This is a genomic window from Micromonospora sp. CNZ280, from assembly GCF_011759515.1.
This window is the reverse complement of sequence record NZ_JAAOYP010000003.1, coordinates 1,104,066-1,117,610: the sequence shown is the minus strand read 5'-3', so window position 1 is coordinate 1,117,610 and position 13,545 is coordinate 1,104,066. Positions and strand designations below refer to the sequence as shown.

General features: G+C 73.8%; 14 protein-coding genes. 11 read left to right on the top strand and 3 right to left on the bottom strand.

Going from position 1 to position 13,545, the window contains the following annotated elements; genetic code table 11:
- Window positions 1-2: 2 nt before the first annotated feature.
- The 3 genes from FHX32_RS26955 to FHX32_RS26945 form a co-directional block, all read right to left on the bottom strand.
- Window positions 3-713, bottom strand: a complete 711-nt coding sequence (locus tag FHX32_RS26955) for an RICIN domain-containing protein (protein WP_167188984.1) — start codon at window positions 711-713, stop codon at window positions 3-5.
- Window positions 714-778: 65 nt separating this feature from the next.
- A complete protein-coding gene (locus FHX32_RS26950) occupies window positions 779-1,063 on the bottom strand; it encodes a DUF427 domain-containing protein (RefSeq protein ID WP_167188981.1) in 285 nt (94 codons plus the stop codon).
- A 102-nt stretch (window positions 1,064-1,165) separates the two neighbouring features.
- Window positions 1,166-1,693, bottom strand: coding sequence for a YbaK/EbsC family protein (locus FHX32_RS26945; protein ID WP_167188978.1), 528 nt, complete (start codon window positions 1,691-1,693; stop codon window positions 1,166-1,168).
- 37 nt (window positions 1,694-1,730) lie between these two features.
- Here FHX32_RS26945 and FHX32_RS26940 point away from each other — a divergent pair, with 37 nt between their 5' ends.
- From FHX32_RS26940 to FHX32_RS26890, 11 genes are all read left to right on the top strand, one after another.
- Entirely contained in the window at window positions 1,731-3,131 is a 1,401-nt protein-coding gene (locus FHX32_RS26940; protein WP_167188975.1) for an FAD-binding oxidoreductase, read from the top strand.
- Window positions 3,128-4,471, top strand: a complete 1,344-nt coding sequence (locus FHX32_RS26935; protein WP_167188972.1) for a class I SAM-dependent methyltransferase — start codon at window positions 3,128-3,130, stop codon at window positions 4,469-4,471. The genes FHX32_RS26940 and FHX32_RS26935 overlap by 4 nt, the downstream gene beginning before the upstream one ends.
- Window positions 4,472-4,582: 111 nt before the next feature.
- The gene (locus tag FHX32_RS26930; protein ID WP_486481333.1) at window positions 4,583-5,089 is read left to right on the top strand and encodes a SigE family RNA polymerase sigma factor; all 507 of its coding nucleotides are present in this window, start codon (window positions 4,583-4,585) and stop codon (window positions 5,087-5,089) included.
- A gap of 25 nt (window positions 5,090-5,114) precedes the next feature.
- Complete coding sequence (locus FHX32_RS26925) at window positions 5,115-6,050, top strand: hypothetical protein (RefSeq protein WP_167188969.1); 936 nt, start codon at window positions 5,115-5,117, stop codon at window positions 6,048-6,050.
- 93 nt (window positions 6,051-6,143) lie between these two features.
- Window positions 6,144-6,701, top strand: coding sequence for a winged helix-turn-helix domain-containing protein (locus tag FHX32_RS26920; RefSeq protein WP_167188966.1), 558 nt, complete (start codon window positions 6,144-6,146; stop codon window positions 6,699-6,701).
- A complete protein-coding gene (locus tag FHX32_RS26915) occupies window positions 6,694-7,572 on the top strand; it encodes an SRPBCC family protein (RefSeq protein ID WP_167188963.1) in 879 nt (292 codons plus the stop codon). Before FHX32_RS26920 ends, FHX32_RS26915 begins: the two co-directional genes overlap by 8 nt.
- 360 nt (window positions 7,573-7,932) lie before the next feature.
- Complete coding sequence (locus FHX32_RS26910; protein ID WP_167188960.1) at window positions 7,933-8,883, top strand: CHRD domain-containing protein; 951 nt, start codon at window positions 7,933-7,935, stop codon at window positions 8,881-8,883.
- Window positions 8,884-8,967: 84 nt separating this feature from the next.
- Window positions 8,968-9,243, top strand: coding sequence for a zinc-ribbon domain-containing protein (locus FHX32_RS26905; RefSeq protein WP_486481332.1), 276 nt, complete (start codon window positions 8,968-8,970; stop codon window positions 9,241-9,243).
- 268 nt (window positions 9,244-9,511) lie between these two features.
- Window positions 9,512-10,906, top strand: a complete 1,395-nt coding sequence (locus FHX32_RS26900; protein ID WP_167188957.1) for an MFS transporter — start codon at window positions 9,512-9,514, stop codon at window positions 10,904-10,906.
- Window positions 10,907-10,960: 54 nt separating this feature from the next.
- Entirely contained in the window at window positions 10,961-12,058 is a 1,098-nt protein-coding gene (locus tag FHX32_RS26895) for a hypothetical protein (RefSeq protein ID WP_167188954.1), read from the top strand.
- Window positions 12,055-13,533, top strand: coding sequence for a hypothetical protein (locus FHX32_RS26890; RefSeq protein ID WP_167188951.1), 1,479 nt, complete (start codon window positions 12,055-12,057; stop codon window positions 13,531-13,533). Before FHX32_RS26895 ends, FHX32_RS26890 begins: the two co-directional genes overlap by 4 nt.
- The last annotated feature ends 12 nt before the right edge of the window (window positions 13,534-13,545 follow it).

Below are 13,545 nucleotides of genomic sequence, written 5' to 3'. Positions count from 1 at the left end.
GGTCAGGCCACGGTCCACTGCTGCTCGACCGCACCGGTGCAGGCGGCCTGTTCGACGTCGTCGCCGACCTCGGTGCCGCCGTCGTCCACCTGCCCGCACCGGCCACTGTGCACGGCGACCAGCAACACCGGGCCGGTGCCGGTCGGGGTCAGCCGCCACTGCTGGTTGGCCTGGCCGTGGCAGGGGAACTGGAGCAGCTTCGTGCCGTCGTCGGTGCTGCCGCCCTCGACGTCGAGGCACTGCCCGGTGGCGGCGTTGGTCAGCGTCACCACGTCCGGGCCGGCCGGGTTGACCACCCACTGCTGCTCCGGCCCGCCCGTGCAGACCGCGAGCTGGGCCGGTGCCCGCTCGCCGGTGCCGTCCAGGCCGAGGCAGAGCCCGGAGGCCGCGGCCCGGAACACCCGAGGGCCGGCCGCCGGCGCCGCCGGGGTGGTGGGGGCGGCCGTCGGCGAGGCGGCGGGGCTGCTCGGCGCCGGTTCGCTCGCCGCCGGGGTGCTCTCGGGCGCCGTCGACGGCGTGCCGGCGGACGCGGGCACCACCGGCTCGGCGTCGCCGCCGCCGAGCACGCCGGTGGCGAAGAAGACCCCGAGCAGGACGCCGGCCAGCCCGACCCCGAGCGCCGTCCGCATCAGCGGGTCGCGGGGCAGCCCCGGGCGCGCCGCGCGCCGGCCGCCGTAGACCGTGCCGGCCGGGTCGTTGCGCTCTTCGGTCATACCGGCATCCTGGCCCACCCCGGCATCCTGACCCACCCCGGCCCCCGCCGGGTGACCCGGGGCGTTCAGTCGACGACCCGGACGTCCTTCCAGAAGGCGACCCGGTCGCGCACCATCTCCGCCTCGGGCTTCGGGTCGGGGTAGTACCAGACCGCGTCGGCGCTGGTCCGGCCGCCGTGTTCCAGCGTGTAGTAGGACGCGGTGCCCTTCCACGGGCAGACGGTGTGGGTCGACGACTCGCGGATCAGGTCGTCGCGCAACGCGGCCCGGGGAAAGTAGTGGTTGCCCTCCACCAGCACGGTGTCGTCGCTCTCGGCCACGACCAGGTCGTTCCAGACGGCTTTCGGCATGGCTCCCACGCTATGCCGGCCGGCCGGCGGCGGCCAGTGCGTGTGGCTGCCGGCGGACGGTGGCTGGGAGTGCCGGCGCGCGGTGGCCGGCGGCCCCGACCCTCAGCGGGCCGGTTCGGGGTCGGTGACGTCGGCGACCGTGGCCGCCAGCAGGTCGAGTGCGCGGTCCGCGTCCACCGCCACGGCCACCCCGTGCTCGCCCGCGCCGAGGGTGATCTGTCGGCCGCGCAGCCGCTCGTCGGCGACCACCGGCCAGGCGGTGCTGGCGCCGAACGGGGTGATGGTGCCCCGCTCGTAGCCGGTCACCGCCTTCGCCGTCGCCGCGTCGGGCAGGGAGAGCCGGTTGACCTTGAGCAGCGCGCGCAGCTTCGGCCAGGAGATCACCCGGTCGCCGGGGGTGAGCACGAAGAGGTGGTCGTCCGGGCCGCGCCGGACGACGAAGGTCTTCACCACGTCCGGTACGGCCACCCCGCGCGCCCGCGCGGCCTCGGCCAGGCTGCGTACCGGCCCGTGCCGGATCACGCGGTAGGGCAGGTTGGAGGCGTCCAGGGCGGCGTACGCGGGAGAGGGCACGCCGGCCACGGTAACCCTCCCGGTCCTTTCGTGATGCGAAATGGCCACCGTGGACATCCCACGCCGATCCCGTCTCGGCGCGTAAAGTGATCTCATGTGCGCGATCCGTGTGGATCATCATCCGGTCGACCACGAGAGTGCGGTGGCCCAGCTGCGGCGCTCCTACGACGCGGTGCCCGCCGGTGAGCCGGTCCGGCTCGCCAAGCGCACCTCCAACCTGTTCCGCCCGCGATCCGCGCCCCGCGTCCCGGGCCTGGACGTCAGCGGCCTGACCGGGGTGCTGACCGTCGACCCGGCCGCCCGCACCGCCGACGTGCAGGGCATGTGCACGTACGAGGACCTGGTCGACGCGACCTTGCCGCACGGGCTGATGCCGCTGGTGGTGCCGCAACTGCGCACCATCACCCTCGGCGGCGCGGTGACCGGGCTGGGCATCGAGTCCACCTCGTTCCGCAACGGGCTGCCGCACGAGTCGGTGCTCGAACTGGACGTGCTCACCGGCGCCGGCGAGATCGTCACCGCCCGGCCGACCGGCGAGCACGCCGACCTGTTCGCCGCCTTCCCCAACTCGCTGGGCAGCCTCGGCTACGCCACCCGGCTGCGCATCGAACTGCAGCCGGTCCGCCGGCACGTGGCGCTGCGCAACGTGCGCTTCACCCGGCTGGAGGAGTTGGTCGACGTGATCGGCGAGGTGAGCGCCACCCGTTCCTTCGGCGGCGTCGAGGTGGACGCGATGGACGGGGTGATGTTCAGCCCCGGCGAGGCGTACCTGGTGCTGGGCACGTTCACCGACGACGCGGGCGAGGTCAGCGACTACACCGGCCAGGACATCTACTACCGATCGCTGCGCCGGCGCACCCGGGACGTGCTGACCGCGTACGACTACCTGTGGCGCTGGGACACCGACTGGTTCTGGTGCTCGGCGGCCTTCGGGGTGCAGCACCCGGTGGTCCGCCGGATCTGGCCGGCGCGGTGGCGGCGCAGCGACGTCTACCACCGGCTGGTCCGGCTGGAGCACCGGCACGGGGTGGCGGCGCGGATCGACCGGCTGCGCGGCCTGCCGGCGCGGGAGCGGGTGGTGCAGGACGTGGAGATCCCGCTGGACCGGACGGCGGAGTTCCTGCGCTGGTTCGCCCGCGCGGTCGGGATGAGCCCGGTCTGGCTCTGCCCGCTGCGGCTGCGTGAGCCGACCGGCCCCGGATCGGCCCGCGCCTGGCCGCTGTATCCGCTGCGGCCGGGGCAGGACTACGTCAACATCGGATTCTGGGGGAGCGTGCCGATCGCGGAGGGCGCCGCCGACGGCGACGTCAACCGGTCGATCGAGCGCGAGGTGTCGGAGCTGGGCGGGCACAAGTCGCTCTACTCCGACGCGTACTACGACCGGGCGTCCTTCGACCGGCTCTACGGGGGCGAGACCTGGCGCGCGGTGAAGGACCGTTACGACCCGGATCACCGGCTGACCGGACTGTACGAGAAGGCGGTTGCACGACAATGAGCCTGACCGATCGAGACCAGGGAGCGGCGAGCACTCCCGCCACCCCGCCGGCGGGGGGCCGGCACACCAGCCTGACCGTGGCCGACGTGATCCGCGCGGTCACCACCGGCCCGCTGCCGGTGCGGATCACCGCGTACGACGGCAGCGCGGTCGGCCCGGCCGACGCCGGGATCACCCTGGCCGTCCGCACCGAGCGGGGCCTGTCCTACCTGCTCACCGCCCCGGGCGACCTGGGCATGGCCCGCGCCTACGTCAGCGGCGACCTGGCCCTGGAGGGGGTGCACCCCGGCGACCCGTACGAGGCGCTGCGGGTGCTCAAGGACGGCATGCGTCTGCGGGTGCCGTCGCTGGCCGAGGGCCTGAGCCTGGTCCGCCGGCTGGGCTGGGAGCGGCTGCTGCCGCCACCCCCGCCGCCGCAGGAGGCCCAGCCCCGGTGGAAGCGGGTGGTGAACGGGCTGCGGCACTCCCGCACGCGGGACAGCAACGCGATCTCCCACCACTACGACGTGTCGAACGCCTTCTACGAGAAGGTGCTCGGCCCGTCGATGACGTACACCTGCGCGCTGTTCCGCAGCCCCGACGACACCCTGGAGCAGGCCCAGGCGGCCAAGTACGACCTGGTCGCCGGCAAGCTGGCGCTCAAGCCGGGGATGCGGCTGCTCGACGTGGGGTGCGGCTGGGGCGGCATGGTCCGGCACGCGGCCCGCGAGTACGGCGTGAAGGCGCTCGGCGTGACGCTGTCCCGGGCGCAGGCGCAGTGGGCCCAGGCGGCGATCGAGCGGGAGGGGCTGACCGAGCTGGCCGAGGTACGCCACCTCGACTACCGGGACGTACCGCCGCAGCAGTTCGACGCCGTCTCCTCGATCGGGTTGACCGAACACATCGGGGTGCGCAACTACCCGGCCTACTTCAGCTTCCTGCGGGACCGGCTGCGCCCGGACGGGCGCCTGCTCAACCACTGCATCACCCGCGCGGACAACCACGCCCCGCACCGGTCGGGCGCGTTCATCGACCGGTACGTCTTCCCGGACGGGGAGCTGGCCGGCCCCGGGCGGTTGATCAGCGAGCTGCACGACGTGGGGCTGGAGGTGCACCACGAGGAGAACCTGCGGCAGCACTACGCGCTGACGCTGGCCGGCTGGTGCCGCAACCTGGTGGCGCACTGGGACTTCTGCGTCGGCGAGGTGGGGGTGGGCACAGCCCGGGTGTGGGGGCTCTACATGGCCGGTTCCCGGCTGGCGTTCGAGCACAACGGCATCCAGCTGCACCAGGTGCTGGCCACCCGCAACGGGCCGGACGGCAGCAACAGCTACCCGCTGCGCCCGGACTGGCTGCCCTGAGCACCACCCGCTGACGAGGAGGCCGCGCGATCGCGGGGCCTCCTCGTTTCGCGTTCCGAGTCAACCTTTGGCCGGCACCCGTCGTCCTTGCTGGGGACGGAAGGAGAGCCGGTGGGGCGGAAGAGACGCTTTGACGGGTTGGACGTCCTCGTCGCCGAACGTGGCAGCGCACTGCTCGCGACGGCCGTGCTGTTGACCGGCAGCCGGGTCGCCGGTGAGGACCTGGTGCAGGCGGCGCTGGAGCGGCTGATGCGCAACTGGGCTCGGGTGCACGGCGACAAGGAGGGCTACCTGCGGCGCACGCTGTACCACCTCGCGGTCGACCGGTGGCGGCTGCGCCGGCGGCGGCCGGAGGTGCTGGTCGAGATCGAGCCGCCCAGCCAGGGGGACGGCACCGACGCGCTGCACGTCCGGCAGGCACTCACCCAGGCGCTGGCCCTGTTGCCGCCGCGGCAGCGGGCCGTGCTGGTGCTCCGCTACTGGGAGCAGATCAGCGAAGCGGAGACCGCCGAGGTGCTGGGCTGCTCGGTCGGCACGGTCAAGTCCTCCGCCTCACGAGGGCTGGCCCGGCTGCGCGAGCTCACGGCCGGCTGGGCGCTCGAGGACGCGCGGGTGTGAACACGGGTGTGAAGGAGAGCGGGAAATGAACACGAATCTTGAGGAGCGGCTGGCCGCCGGGATGCGGGAGCGGGTCGCCGGGCTGGCGTTGACCGGCGAGGTGCTGGCGGCGGCCACCCGACGCCACCGGCGCCGGACGGCGCTGGTCCGCACCGCGTACGCCGCCGGCGTCGCGGGTGTGGTCGGGGCGCTGGTCGCGGTCGCGACCGTCGGCACCGGTGTCCCCGCAGGCTCGCCCGGGCCGGTGGCCGAGCGGCCTCCGGGGGCGGGCGTCGAGTCGCCGCAGCTGCGGCTCGCCGCCGCCGCGGCTGCCAGCGAGAACATCAGTTACCGGGTGAAGGTCACGACCACCTCGAAGGACAAGGCGCCGCCGGACGGCGAGCTGCCCGAGCCGGTGAGCCGGAGCTGGGTCACCACGGGAGCCTTCGATCCGACGACGGCCACGGGCTACCTGGAGTCGCCGTACACCGGTCTGCGTCCGGTGATCGCGGCGGGCTTCGAGCACGAGCGGCTGATCGACGGCGTCCGGTACATCGGGGCCCCGAACGGCAGCGTGGGCAGCAACGGCGAGATCGTCTGGAGCCAGGAACCGGGCAGGCACGACCGCCTCAACTTCGACCTGGCGTTGGACGGCGGTCTGGGGGCTTCGGCGGATCCGCAGGACCTGTTCCGCGCGCTGCGGCAGTCCGGGGCCAAGGTCACGGAGACCGCCGGTGGCGGCTACCACTTCGAGGTCACGGTCACCGATCCCCGCAACGCGATCGCGGCCGACAGCTTCGTCGGCGACGTGACGGTCGGTGCGGACAACCGGATCGCGACGGTGAGCTACGACCGTACGGCGCGGTCGACCATCAGGGGTGCGAACTTCACGTATCACCTCCAGGTGGTCATCGAGCTGTCCGACTACGGCCTGCCCGTGCGGGTCGAGAAGCCGGCGGGCGCCCTGGTGCGATCCAAGTAGGAGCCTCGCCGCCACGAAAGGCCGCGCGATCCGCGCGGCCTTTCGTCGAACCCATTGACAAACAAGTTTTGTATGTACAAACTGATTTTTGCCATGAGAGAAGTCCTGTACCTGGAGCAGATCGAGCAGGCCGAAGCCCTGCTCAAGCCGCAGCGCGTCGAGGTGCTGCGGCAGTTGGCCGAGCCCCGCACCTGCACCGAGGTCGCCGCCCGGCTGGAGCAGACGCCGCAGCGCGTCTACTACCACGTCAAGCAGTTGGTGGCGGCCGGCCTGGTCGATCGGGTCAGCGAGCGTCGGGTCCGCGGCATCACCGAGGGCATCTACCAGGCGGCCGCGCGGTCGTACTGGCTCTCGCCCCGGCTGGTGGGCCGGGTCGGGCTGCGCCGGGCGCGGGACGAGCTGAGCCTGGGCTACCTGCTCGACCTGATGGAGGAGGTCCAGGCCGACATCGCCGGGCTGGACCGGGCCGCGCCCGAACTTCCCTCCGTCGGCGTGTCCGGCGAGATCCGGGTGCCGGCGGCCCAACGACAGCAGTTCCTGCACGACCTGCAGACCGCCCTGCAGGACCTTTTCACCCGCTACGGGGGCGCCGAGGGGGACGCCTTCAAGCTCGCCGTGGCCTGCTACCCGAAGGGGAAAGACCGTGAGTGAACCGATGAAGCTGCACGCCCGCCTGGCCGCGCCGGTCGAGGCCGTCCGCCGCGCCCTGACCGACCCCGCCGAGCTGCGCGTCTGGCTGGCCGAGCACGCCGAGGTCGACCTCCCGGCGCGGTACGAGTTCTGGGGCCGGTTCACCCCCGGGGGCGACGCCCCGCACCAGCGGGTGCTGCACGCCGACGACGACACGCTGCGCATCGCCTGGCTGCTCGACGGGGTGGAGACCACCACCGAGTTCGCGCTGCGCGCCGAGGGCCCGGAGGCGACCGTCCTCACGCTGACCCAGAGCCACTTCGACATCGACGAGATGATGAGCGGCAGCAGCATCCGGGGTGTGCTGCAGACGTTCTGGAGCCTGTCGATCGCCAACCTGGTCGCTCACCTGGAGGGTGCGCCACTGGTGCCCAAGGTCGACTTCACCTCCGCGGAGCTGCGCGGGGAGCTGCTCATCGACGCTCCGATGGCCAGGGTTTACGAGTCGCTGACCGACTCCGAGCAGGCCAGCGCCTGGTTCGGCTACCCGATCGGCATCGAGCCCTGGGTCGGCGGCCGGTACGCGATGGGCGGCTTCGACGCCGGCTACGCGGCCAAGGTCATCGACCTGGAGCCCGGCCGGAAGATGTCCGTGGACTGGGGCCCGACCGGTGTGACCACCTGGGAGCTGGCCGAGTCCGGCGGGAAGACCAGGCTGACCTTCGTGCAGAGCGGCTTCGACGAGACCAACCCGCCGTACGCGGCCTGGGCCGGGTCGGTGTCGGGGCTGGCCGAGCTGCGCCGCTTCCACGAGGTGGCGGACTGGCAGCCGATCTGGCTGCCGGCGGAGATCCCCGGTATGGAGCCCCAGCCGGCTGACGCCGCCGGCTGAGCCGGCTGCAGGCGGGGCTTCACCCCTTCGCTCGCCATTCGCACCGAAGTACCCGACCGCCGGACCGGCGGTCGGGTACTTCGGGTGTTGCGGGGCCCAACCAGCCCCTGGTCACCGCAGACCTCCCGAGCTGCGGCATAGCGCTCGAAGATCGCTGACGGTCGGATCAGTGAAGATGGCTCCGGTTTCCCCCGAACATGGGACAATTTCACCATAGGGTGCCAATCGATCCCGAGTGCCGGAGGTTTCGACACCACGTCGCTCCGGCGCGCGGTGCCTTCGTGTGCCCGCGTCCCGGGACGGACGCGCATCTGCGTCGTCGGTCGCGGGGCTGGGATCCCCGTCTAGGAGGAAACAGCAATGATCATGCGACGTACTCGACTGTGGACGGTGGCGGTGGCGGCCAGCGCGGCCGTCGCCGCCACCGCCCTGGGTACCGCCGCCATGGGCGACGGCCGGGAGGACTCCGGCGACAAGCGCGAGTCGCACGACCAGCGGGACTCCCGCGACTCGTGGGACTGGAGCGACTCGCGCGGCAAGGAGGTGGTCCGGGCGAAGCTCAGCGGCTACGAGGAAGACCCGCTGACCATCTCCACGCCCGGCTTCGGCCGGTTCGTGGCGCACATCGACGAGCGCAACAAGGAGATCAGGTACCAGCTCACGTACGACGAGCTGAACGACGTCCAGCAGGCGCACATCCACTTCGGGGGCCGGCACCAGAGCGGCGGGATCGCCGCCTTCCTGTGCTCCAACACGAAGGACGGCAAGGGTGGGGCGCCGAAGCACGTCCCGGACTGCCCCAAGTCCCCGGCCAAGGTCGAGGGGACCATCAAGCGGGACGACGTCGTCGGCCCCGCCGATCAGGGCATCGAGCCGGGCGAGTTCGACGAGCTGGTCGACGCGATCGAGGCCGGTGTCACGTACGTCAACGTGCACACCAAGAAGTACCCGAACGGTGAGATCCGGGGCCAGATCAAGAGCGACGAGGACCGGAAGGACGAGGAGCGGAAGAAGGACCACGAGTCCTGGGGCTGGGACGAGGGCCGGGACCGGGACGGCAAGGACTCGGGCTGGAGCCGGGACGAGCGCGACGAGGGCCGGGACCACGGCAGGGGCGACAAGGGCCGGGACCACGGCAAGGGCGACAAGGGCCGGGACCACGGCAAGGGCGACGAGTCGGGCCGTGACAAGGGCGACGAGGGCCGCGACCACGGCAAGGGCGACGAGTCCGGTCGTGACAAGGGTGACAAGGAGCGGGACCACGACAAGGGTGGCGACCACTGGGACGGGTGGATGAGCTCCGAGGGGTGACCTGCCCCTGACCCTGTCGAGGAACGACAGGCTGAACGCCCGACCCGCACGACGGGACGGGCGTTCAGGCCGTGCGGGGACGCCGTGGCGGTGGTTGACGGCGTGGTGGGTGGGTACTGCCGGGCGATGTTCCTCATCTTCGGTCTGCGTACCAGGGTCACCCGTTCCGGGGTCGTGCAGCAGGTCTGCCGCAACTGCGGGAGCCACGCCGCGCAGGTGATCACGCGCCGCTCGACGAAGTTCAGCCTGTTCTTCATTCCGCTCATCCCCATCCGCACCCGCTACCTGCAGCAGTGCACGTACTGCGGCGCCCAGTACGAGGTCGCCAAGGCCGACGCCCGGCGCCTCCCGGTCGGCTGAGCGTCGACGGTGGTCCACTTCCTGGGCTGGCTGATCGGCCGGCGACCGGACACGCCGGCCTCCGGGCACCCCGTCTCCCGGCCGCCCTGCACTCCCGGCCGACGCCGGTGCCGCCGCGCCCGCCGTCCGCTGGCCGGCGCCGCGCTGCCCCGCTCCCGTGGAACCGCTCGGCCGGCCGCTGACCGGCCCGGTGTGATCTTCGACCCGGCGCGGATCCCGCCCCCGACCTCGGCAACTACGCTGAGACGGCCGTCCGAACGGGGGAATCGTGCGCAACCATCCGGCCGTCGTGCTGGTCGCCGTCCTGCTGTCCACCCTCTCGTTGCCGGTGTCGCTGACCGGCGCCTCGGTCGCCCTGCCGGACATCGGCCGTGATCTCGACGCCGGGCTGGCCGGCGTGCAGTGGGTGGTCAACGGCTACAACGCCACCTTCGCCAGCTTCATGCTCGCCAGCGGCGCGCTCGCCGACCTGCTGGGCCGGCGCCGGGTCTTCGCCACCGGCGTCGCGATCTTCGCCGGCGCCGGGCTGCTCGCCGCGGTCGCCGACGGCATCGTGCTGCTCGACGCCGTCCGCGCGCTCGCCGGTGTCGGCGCGGCGGCCGCCGCCACCAGCGCGTCGGCGATCCTCGCCGGCACCTTCCACGGCCGGGCCCGGGCCCGCGCGTTCAGCGTCTTCGGTACGGCGATCGGCGCCGGCCTGGCGTTCGGCCCGTCCATCGCCGGGCTGCTCGTCGACGCGTTCGGCTGGCGGTCGGTCTTCGCCGCGCCCGCGCTGGCGGGTCTGGTGGTGCTGGCCCTGGTGCCGTTGCTGCCCGAGTCCCGCCGGCCAGAGGGCGGCCGGATCGACTGGCCGGGCACGGTGTCGTTCACCGCCGCGCTGCTGCTGCTCATCTTCGGCTTCGTGCAGGGCCCGGAACGCGGCTGGGACGATCCGGTCATCGTCGCCGCGTTCGCCGCCGCGCTGGCGCTGCTGGTGGTGTTCGTCCGGGTCGAGCGGGGTCGCGCCGAGCCGATGTTCGACCTGGCGCTGCTGGCCAGCCCCCGGTTCCTCGGCATCTGCCTGGCGGCGGCCACCGTCGTCGCCGTGCTGGTGCCGCTGCTGGTCTACCTGCCGTCGTACCTGACCACGGTGGTCGGGCTCAGCCCCGCCGGGGCCGGCGCGACGCTGATCCTGCTGACCGCGCCGACGCTGGTCCTGCCGTTGCTCAGCGGGGCGCTGACCCGGCTGGTGCCGGCCCCGGCGGTGATCGTCGCGTCGGTCGCGGTGGTGGCTGTCGGCGCGGCCTGGGCCACCGTGCTCGGCCCGGACAGCGGTCCCGGCGTGCTGGCCGGGCCGCTGCTCACCATCGGCGTCGGGGTGGGGCTTTCCATCGGGCTGCTCGACGCGCTGGCCATCGGCAGCGTGGCGGCGGACCGGGCGGCGACCGGCGCCGGGATGATCAACACTGCCCGGCTGGCGAGCGAGACGGTCGCCATCGCGGTGGTCGGGGCGGTAGTCGCCAGCACCACGGCCGGTCGGCTCGCCGACCCGGGATTCACCGGCGGGCTGCGTGCCGTGCTCTGGTCGATGGCCGGGCTGGCGCTGGTGGCCGCCGCGCTCGTCGCCGCCCTGGTGCGGCGGGGCGTACCGGCGCCGGTGCCGGTCACCGCGGGCCGCCGCTGACCCAGTCGCGGCGGGCGTGGCGGCGAGCCGGTCCGGGCCTATCCTGGGCGGATCATGACGAGCAGCGAGCAGCGACTGGCCGCGATCCGCGGCCCGGTGCCGCCCCGGCGGCACAACGCCCGCACCATCGCCGCGCTGACCGGCAACCCGGGCTGCACCCGGCGGGCGGTCCTCGACGGCGCCGGGGTGGACAAGCCGAAGCTGGCCGAGCGGATCGGTTTCCCGGCCCGGTTCGGGCAGTCCCGGTTCGCCATCACCCGGGGCAACGCGTTCGAGGCGCAGGTCAAGGCGGACGGTGGCGCGGAGCTGCTGCGGCTGGTGGCGGAGCGGCTGGGGGTGCCGCCCGGCGAGCGGGTCGACTGGACCGACCTCGGCGCGGACGACCTGCCGGATCGGCACCGGCGCTCGCGGCAGGTGCTCACCGCCGCCGTACCGGCCGGGCCGGACGAGCCGGCGGCGCTCTTCGACCACCCGCTGCTCGGCCTGGACGTCGCCGGCCGGCGGGTGCACCTGGAGCCGGACCTGGTCGCGGCGCGGCTCGCCGGCCGGTTCCACGTCGTGGAGATCAAGTCGTTTCCGGTGATCGACGGGCAGGCCGACCCGGGCAAGGTGGCCGCCGCGGCGATCCAGTCCGCCGTCTACGTGCTGGCGCTGCGCGAGCTGCTCGCCGCCGAGGGGCACGACCCGGAGCTGGTGTCGCACGACGTGGTGCTGGTCTGCCCGCGCGACTTCGCCAACCAGCCGGTGGCGAGCCTGCTTGACGTGCGCAAGCAGCTGCTGGTGCTGCGCCGCCAGCTGGACCGGATGGCCCGGATCGACACGCTGCTGGCGGCCGTGCCCGAGGAGTTCACCGCGGACCTGAGCGCCGACCCGGCGACGCTGGCCGCCGCGTTGTCCACGGTGGAGGCCCGCTACGCGCCGGACTGCCTGGCCGCCTGCGAGCTGGCGTACTTCTGCCGGCACGAGGCGCGGGAGCAGACCGCGGCGCTGGGCCGGCCGGTGCGCGAGGCGCTCGGCGGCGTGCCGACGGTGCCCGAGGTGCTGGCGCTCGCCACTGGCGAGCGGACCCCCGAGCCGGAGCAGGCGGAGGCCGCCGCGCTGCTGCGCGCCGCCGCCCGGTTGCGCGCCGAGGCCCTCGGGTCGCCCGCATGAGCACGCTGCGCGCGCTGGCGAAGGCGCAGGCGCTCGCCGCCGGGGTGGCGCAGCCGGTGGCCACCGTCCGGCACCTGCACCTGTCGCCCCGGCCGTTGGTGCTGGTGCCGCTGGCGATGGCCGGCGAGGCGAACGCCCCGCTGGCGATGCTGGTCGGCGCGGCGCCGGACGAGGCGCGGCTGCTGATCGTGCCGCAGCCCCGCAACCGTGACCAGCGTTTCGCGTTCGCCGCCGAGCTGGCGGCGGTGCTGCTGCCGTACCTGGACGGGCACCGGGGAGCCACCGAGGCGGTCGCGGTGGACCGGGGTCGGGACGTCCGCCACCGGTACGTCGACGCGCCGCAACTGCTGGTGCCGAACCCGGCGGGGATCACCTTCCTGCGGCTGCTCGGCCGGTCCACCCGGTTCCGCCGGACGGACGGCGATCATCCGGTGCACCCGTCGGTGCCGCTGCTGGGCCGCTGGCTGACGTTCTTCGCCGAGCGGGCCGAGCATCCGGGCTCGTCGGCGCTGGTGGCGATGACCGACGCGCTGACCCTGCACTGGGCGACCGGGCAGAGCGCGGTGGAGGACCTGCACCTGCCGGCGCTGCTCGGCTGGATCGACCCGCCGGCCGGGCTCACCGGCGCCGAGGCGGCGGCCCGGGCCGAGGACCCGGCGGTCTGCCCGCCGGCCGGGCCGGCCACCGATCCCGACTTCGACAACCGGCAGCTCGCCCCGGCGATCGCCCGGTACGCCGCCGCCGAGGCGGATCCGGTGGCCCGCGAGCAGGCGTACGCGGAGCTGGAAGGGCTGCTGCGCGACCAGCTCGCGCCCACCTGGGAGCTGATGTGGCGCGGCGTGGGGCTGCTGCGCGCACTGCCGCCGGGCGCCCGGGTCGGGGGCCGGTGGGCCGGCGACCGGGACGCGTTCACCGGCTACGCGGAGCACCTCGACGCGGGCGGCGGCCCGCAGCCGCGGCGCGACGGGGCGGTGGCGGCGGCGGCCCGGTTGCACCGCCTGGAGCGGGCGCTGACCTCCTACGCGGTGCAGCGCGCCTACGACGACCCGCTGGTGATGGCCGAGCACCGGCTGGCCGGTGAGGCGTTCGTCGGCGAGGTGACGCTGGCCGACCCGAAGCGGGTGGACGACAGCGGCAAGCGGCCGGTGCTGCGGCCCCGGATCCAGCTGGTCACCACCGAACCGGTGCTGGTGCCGGTCGGGGCGGTGCTGTACTCGCCGGCCCGGCCGGCGCAGAAGGCCCGGGTGGTCTTCGTGACCCCGGCCGCGGACGGCAAGACCGAGGTGGTGCTGGAACTCTCCGGCGGGATGGGTCGCGGGTTGACCGCGCCGCCGGGCAGCGTGCCGGAGGTGGGGGAGCGGCTCTGCTACACCACCCTGTCGGAGGCCTTCCTGCCAGCAGCCACCTTCCCCGCCGCCGAGGAAACCCCCTGGACCCACGGCGGCCCACCCACCCTCACCCCCGACCCCGGTTGATCATGAGGTTGG

Excerpts from the sequence above, each read along its gene's own strand:
- FHX32_RS26955 (WP_167188984.1), bottom strand. The coding sequence starts at position 713 with ATGACCGAAGAGCGCAACGACCCGGCCGGCACGGTCTACGGCGGCCGG.
- FHX32_RS26950 (WP_167188981.1), bottom strand. The coding sequence starts at position 1,063 with ATGCCGAAAGCCGTCTGGAACGACCTGGTCGTGGCCGAGAGCGACGAC.
- FHX32_RS26945 (WP_167188978.1), bottom strand. The coding sequence starts at position 1,693 with ATGTCCACGGTGGCCATTTCGCATCACGAAAGGACCGGGAGGGTTACC.
- FHX32_RS26940 (WP_167188975.1), top strand. The coding sequence starts at position 1,731 with ATGTGCGCGATCCGTGTGGATCATCATCCGGTCGACCACGAGAGTGCG.
- FHX32_RS26935 (WP_167188972.1), top strand. The coding sequence starts at position 3,128 with ATGAGCCTGACCGATCGAGACCAGGGAGCGGCGAGCACTCCCGCCACC.
- FHX32_RS26925 (WP_167188969.1), top strand. The coding sequence starts at position 5,115 with ATGAACACGAATCTTGAGGAGCGGCTGGCCGCCGGGATGCGGGAGCGG.
- FHX32_RS26920 (WP_167188966.1), top strand. The coding sequence starts at position 6,144 with ATGAGAGAAGTCCTGTACCTGGAGCAGATCGAGCAGGCCGAAGCCCTG.
- FHX32_RS26910 (WP_167188960.1), top strand. The coding sequence starts at position 7,933 with ATGATCATGCGACGTACTCGACTGTGGACGGTGGCGGTGGCGGCCAGC.
- FHX32_RS26895 (WP_167188954.1), top strand. The coding sequence starts at position 10,961 with ATGACGAGCAGCGAGCAGCGACTGGCCGCGATCCGCGGCCCGGTGCCG.
- FHX32_RS26890 (WP_167188951.1), top strand. The coding sequence starts at position 12,055 with ATGAGCACGCTGCGCGCGCTGGCGAAGGCGCAGGCGCTCGCCGCCGGG.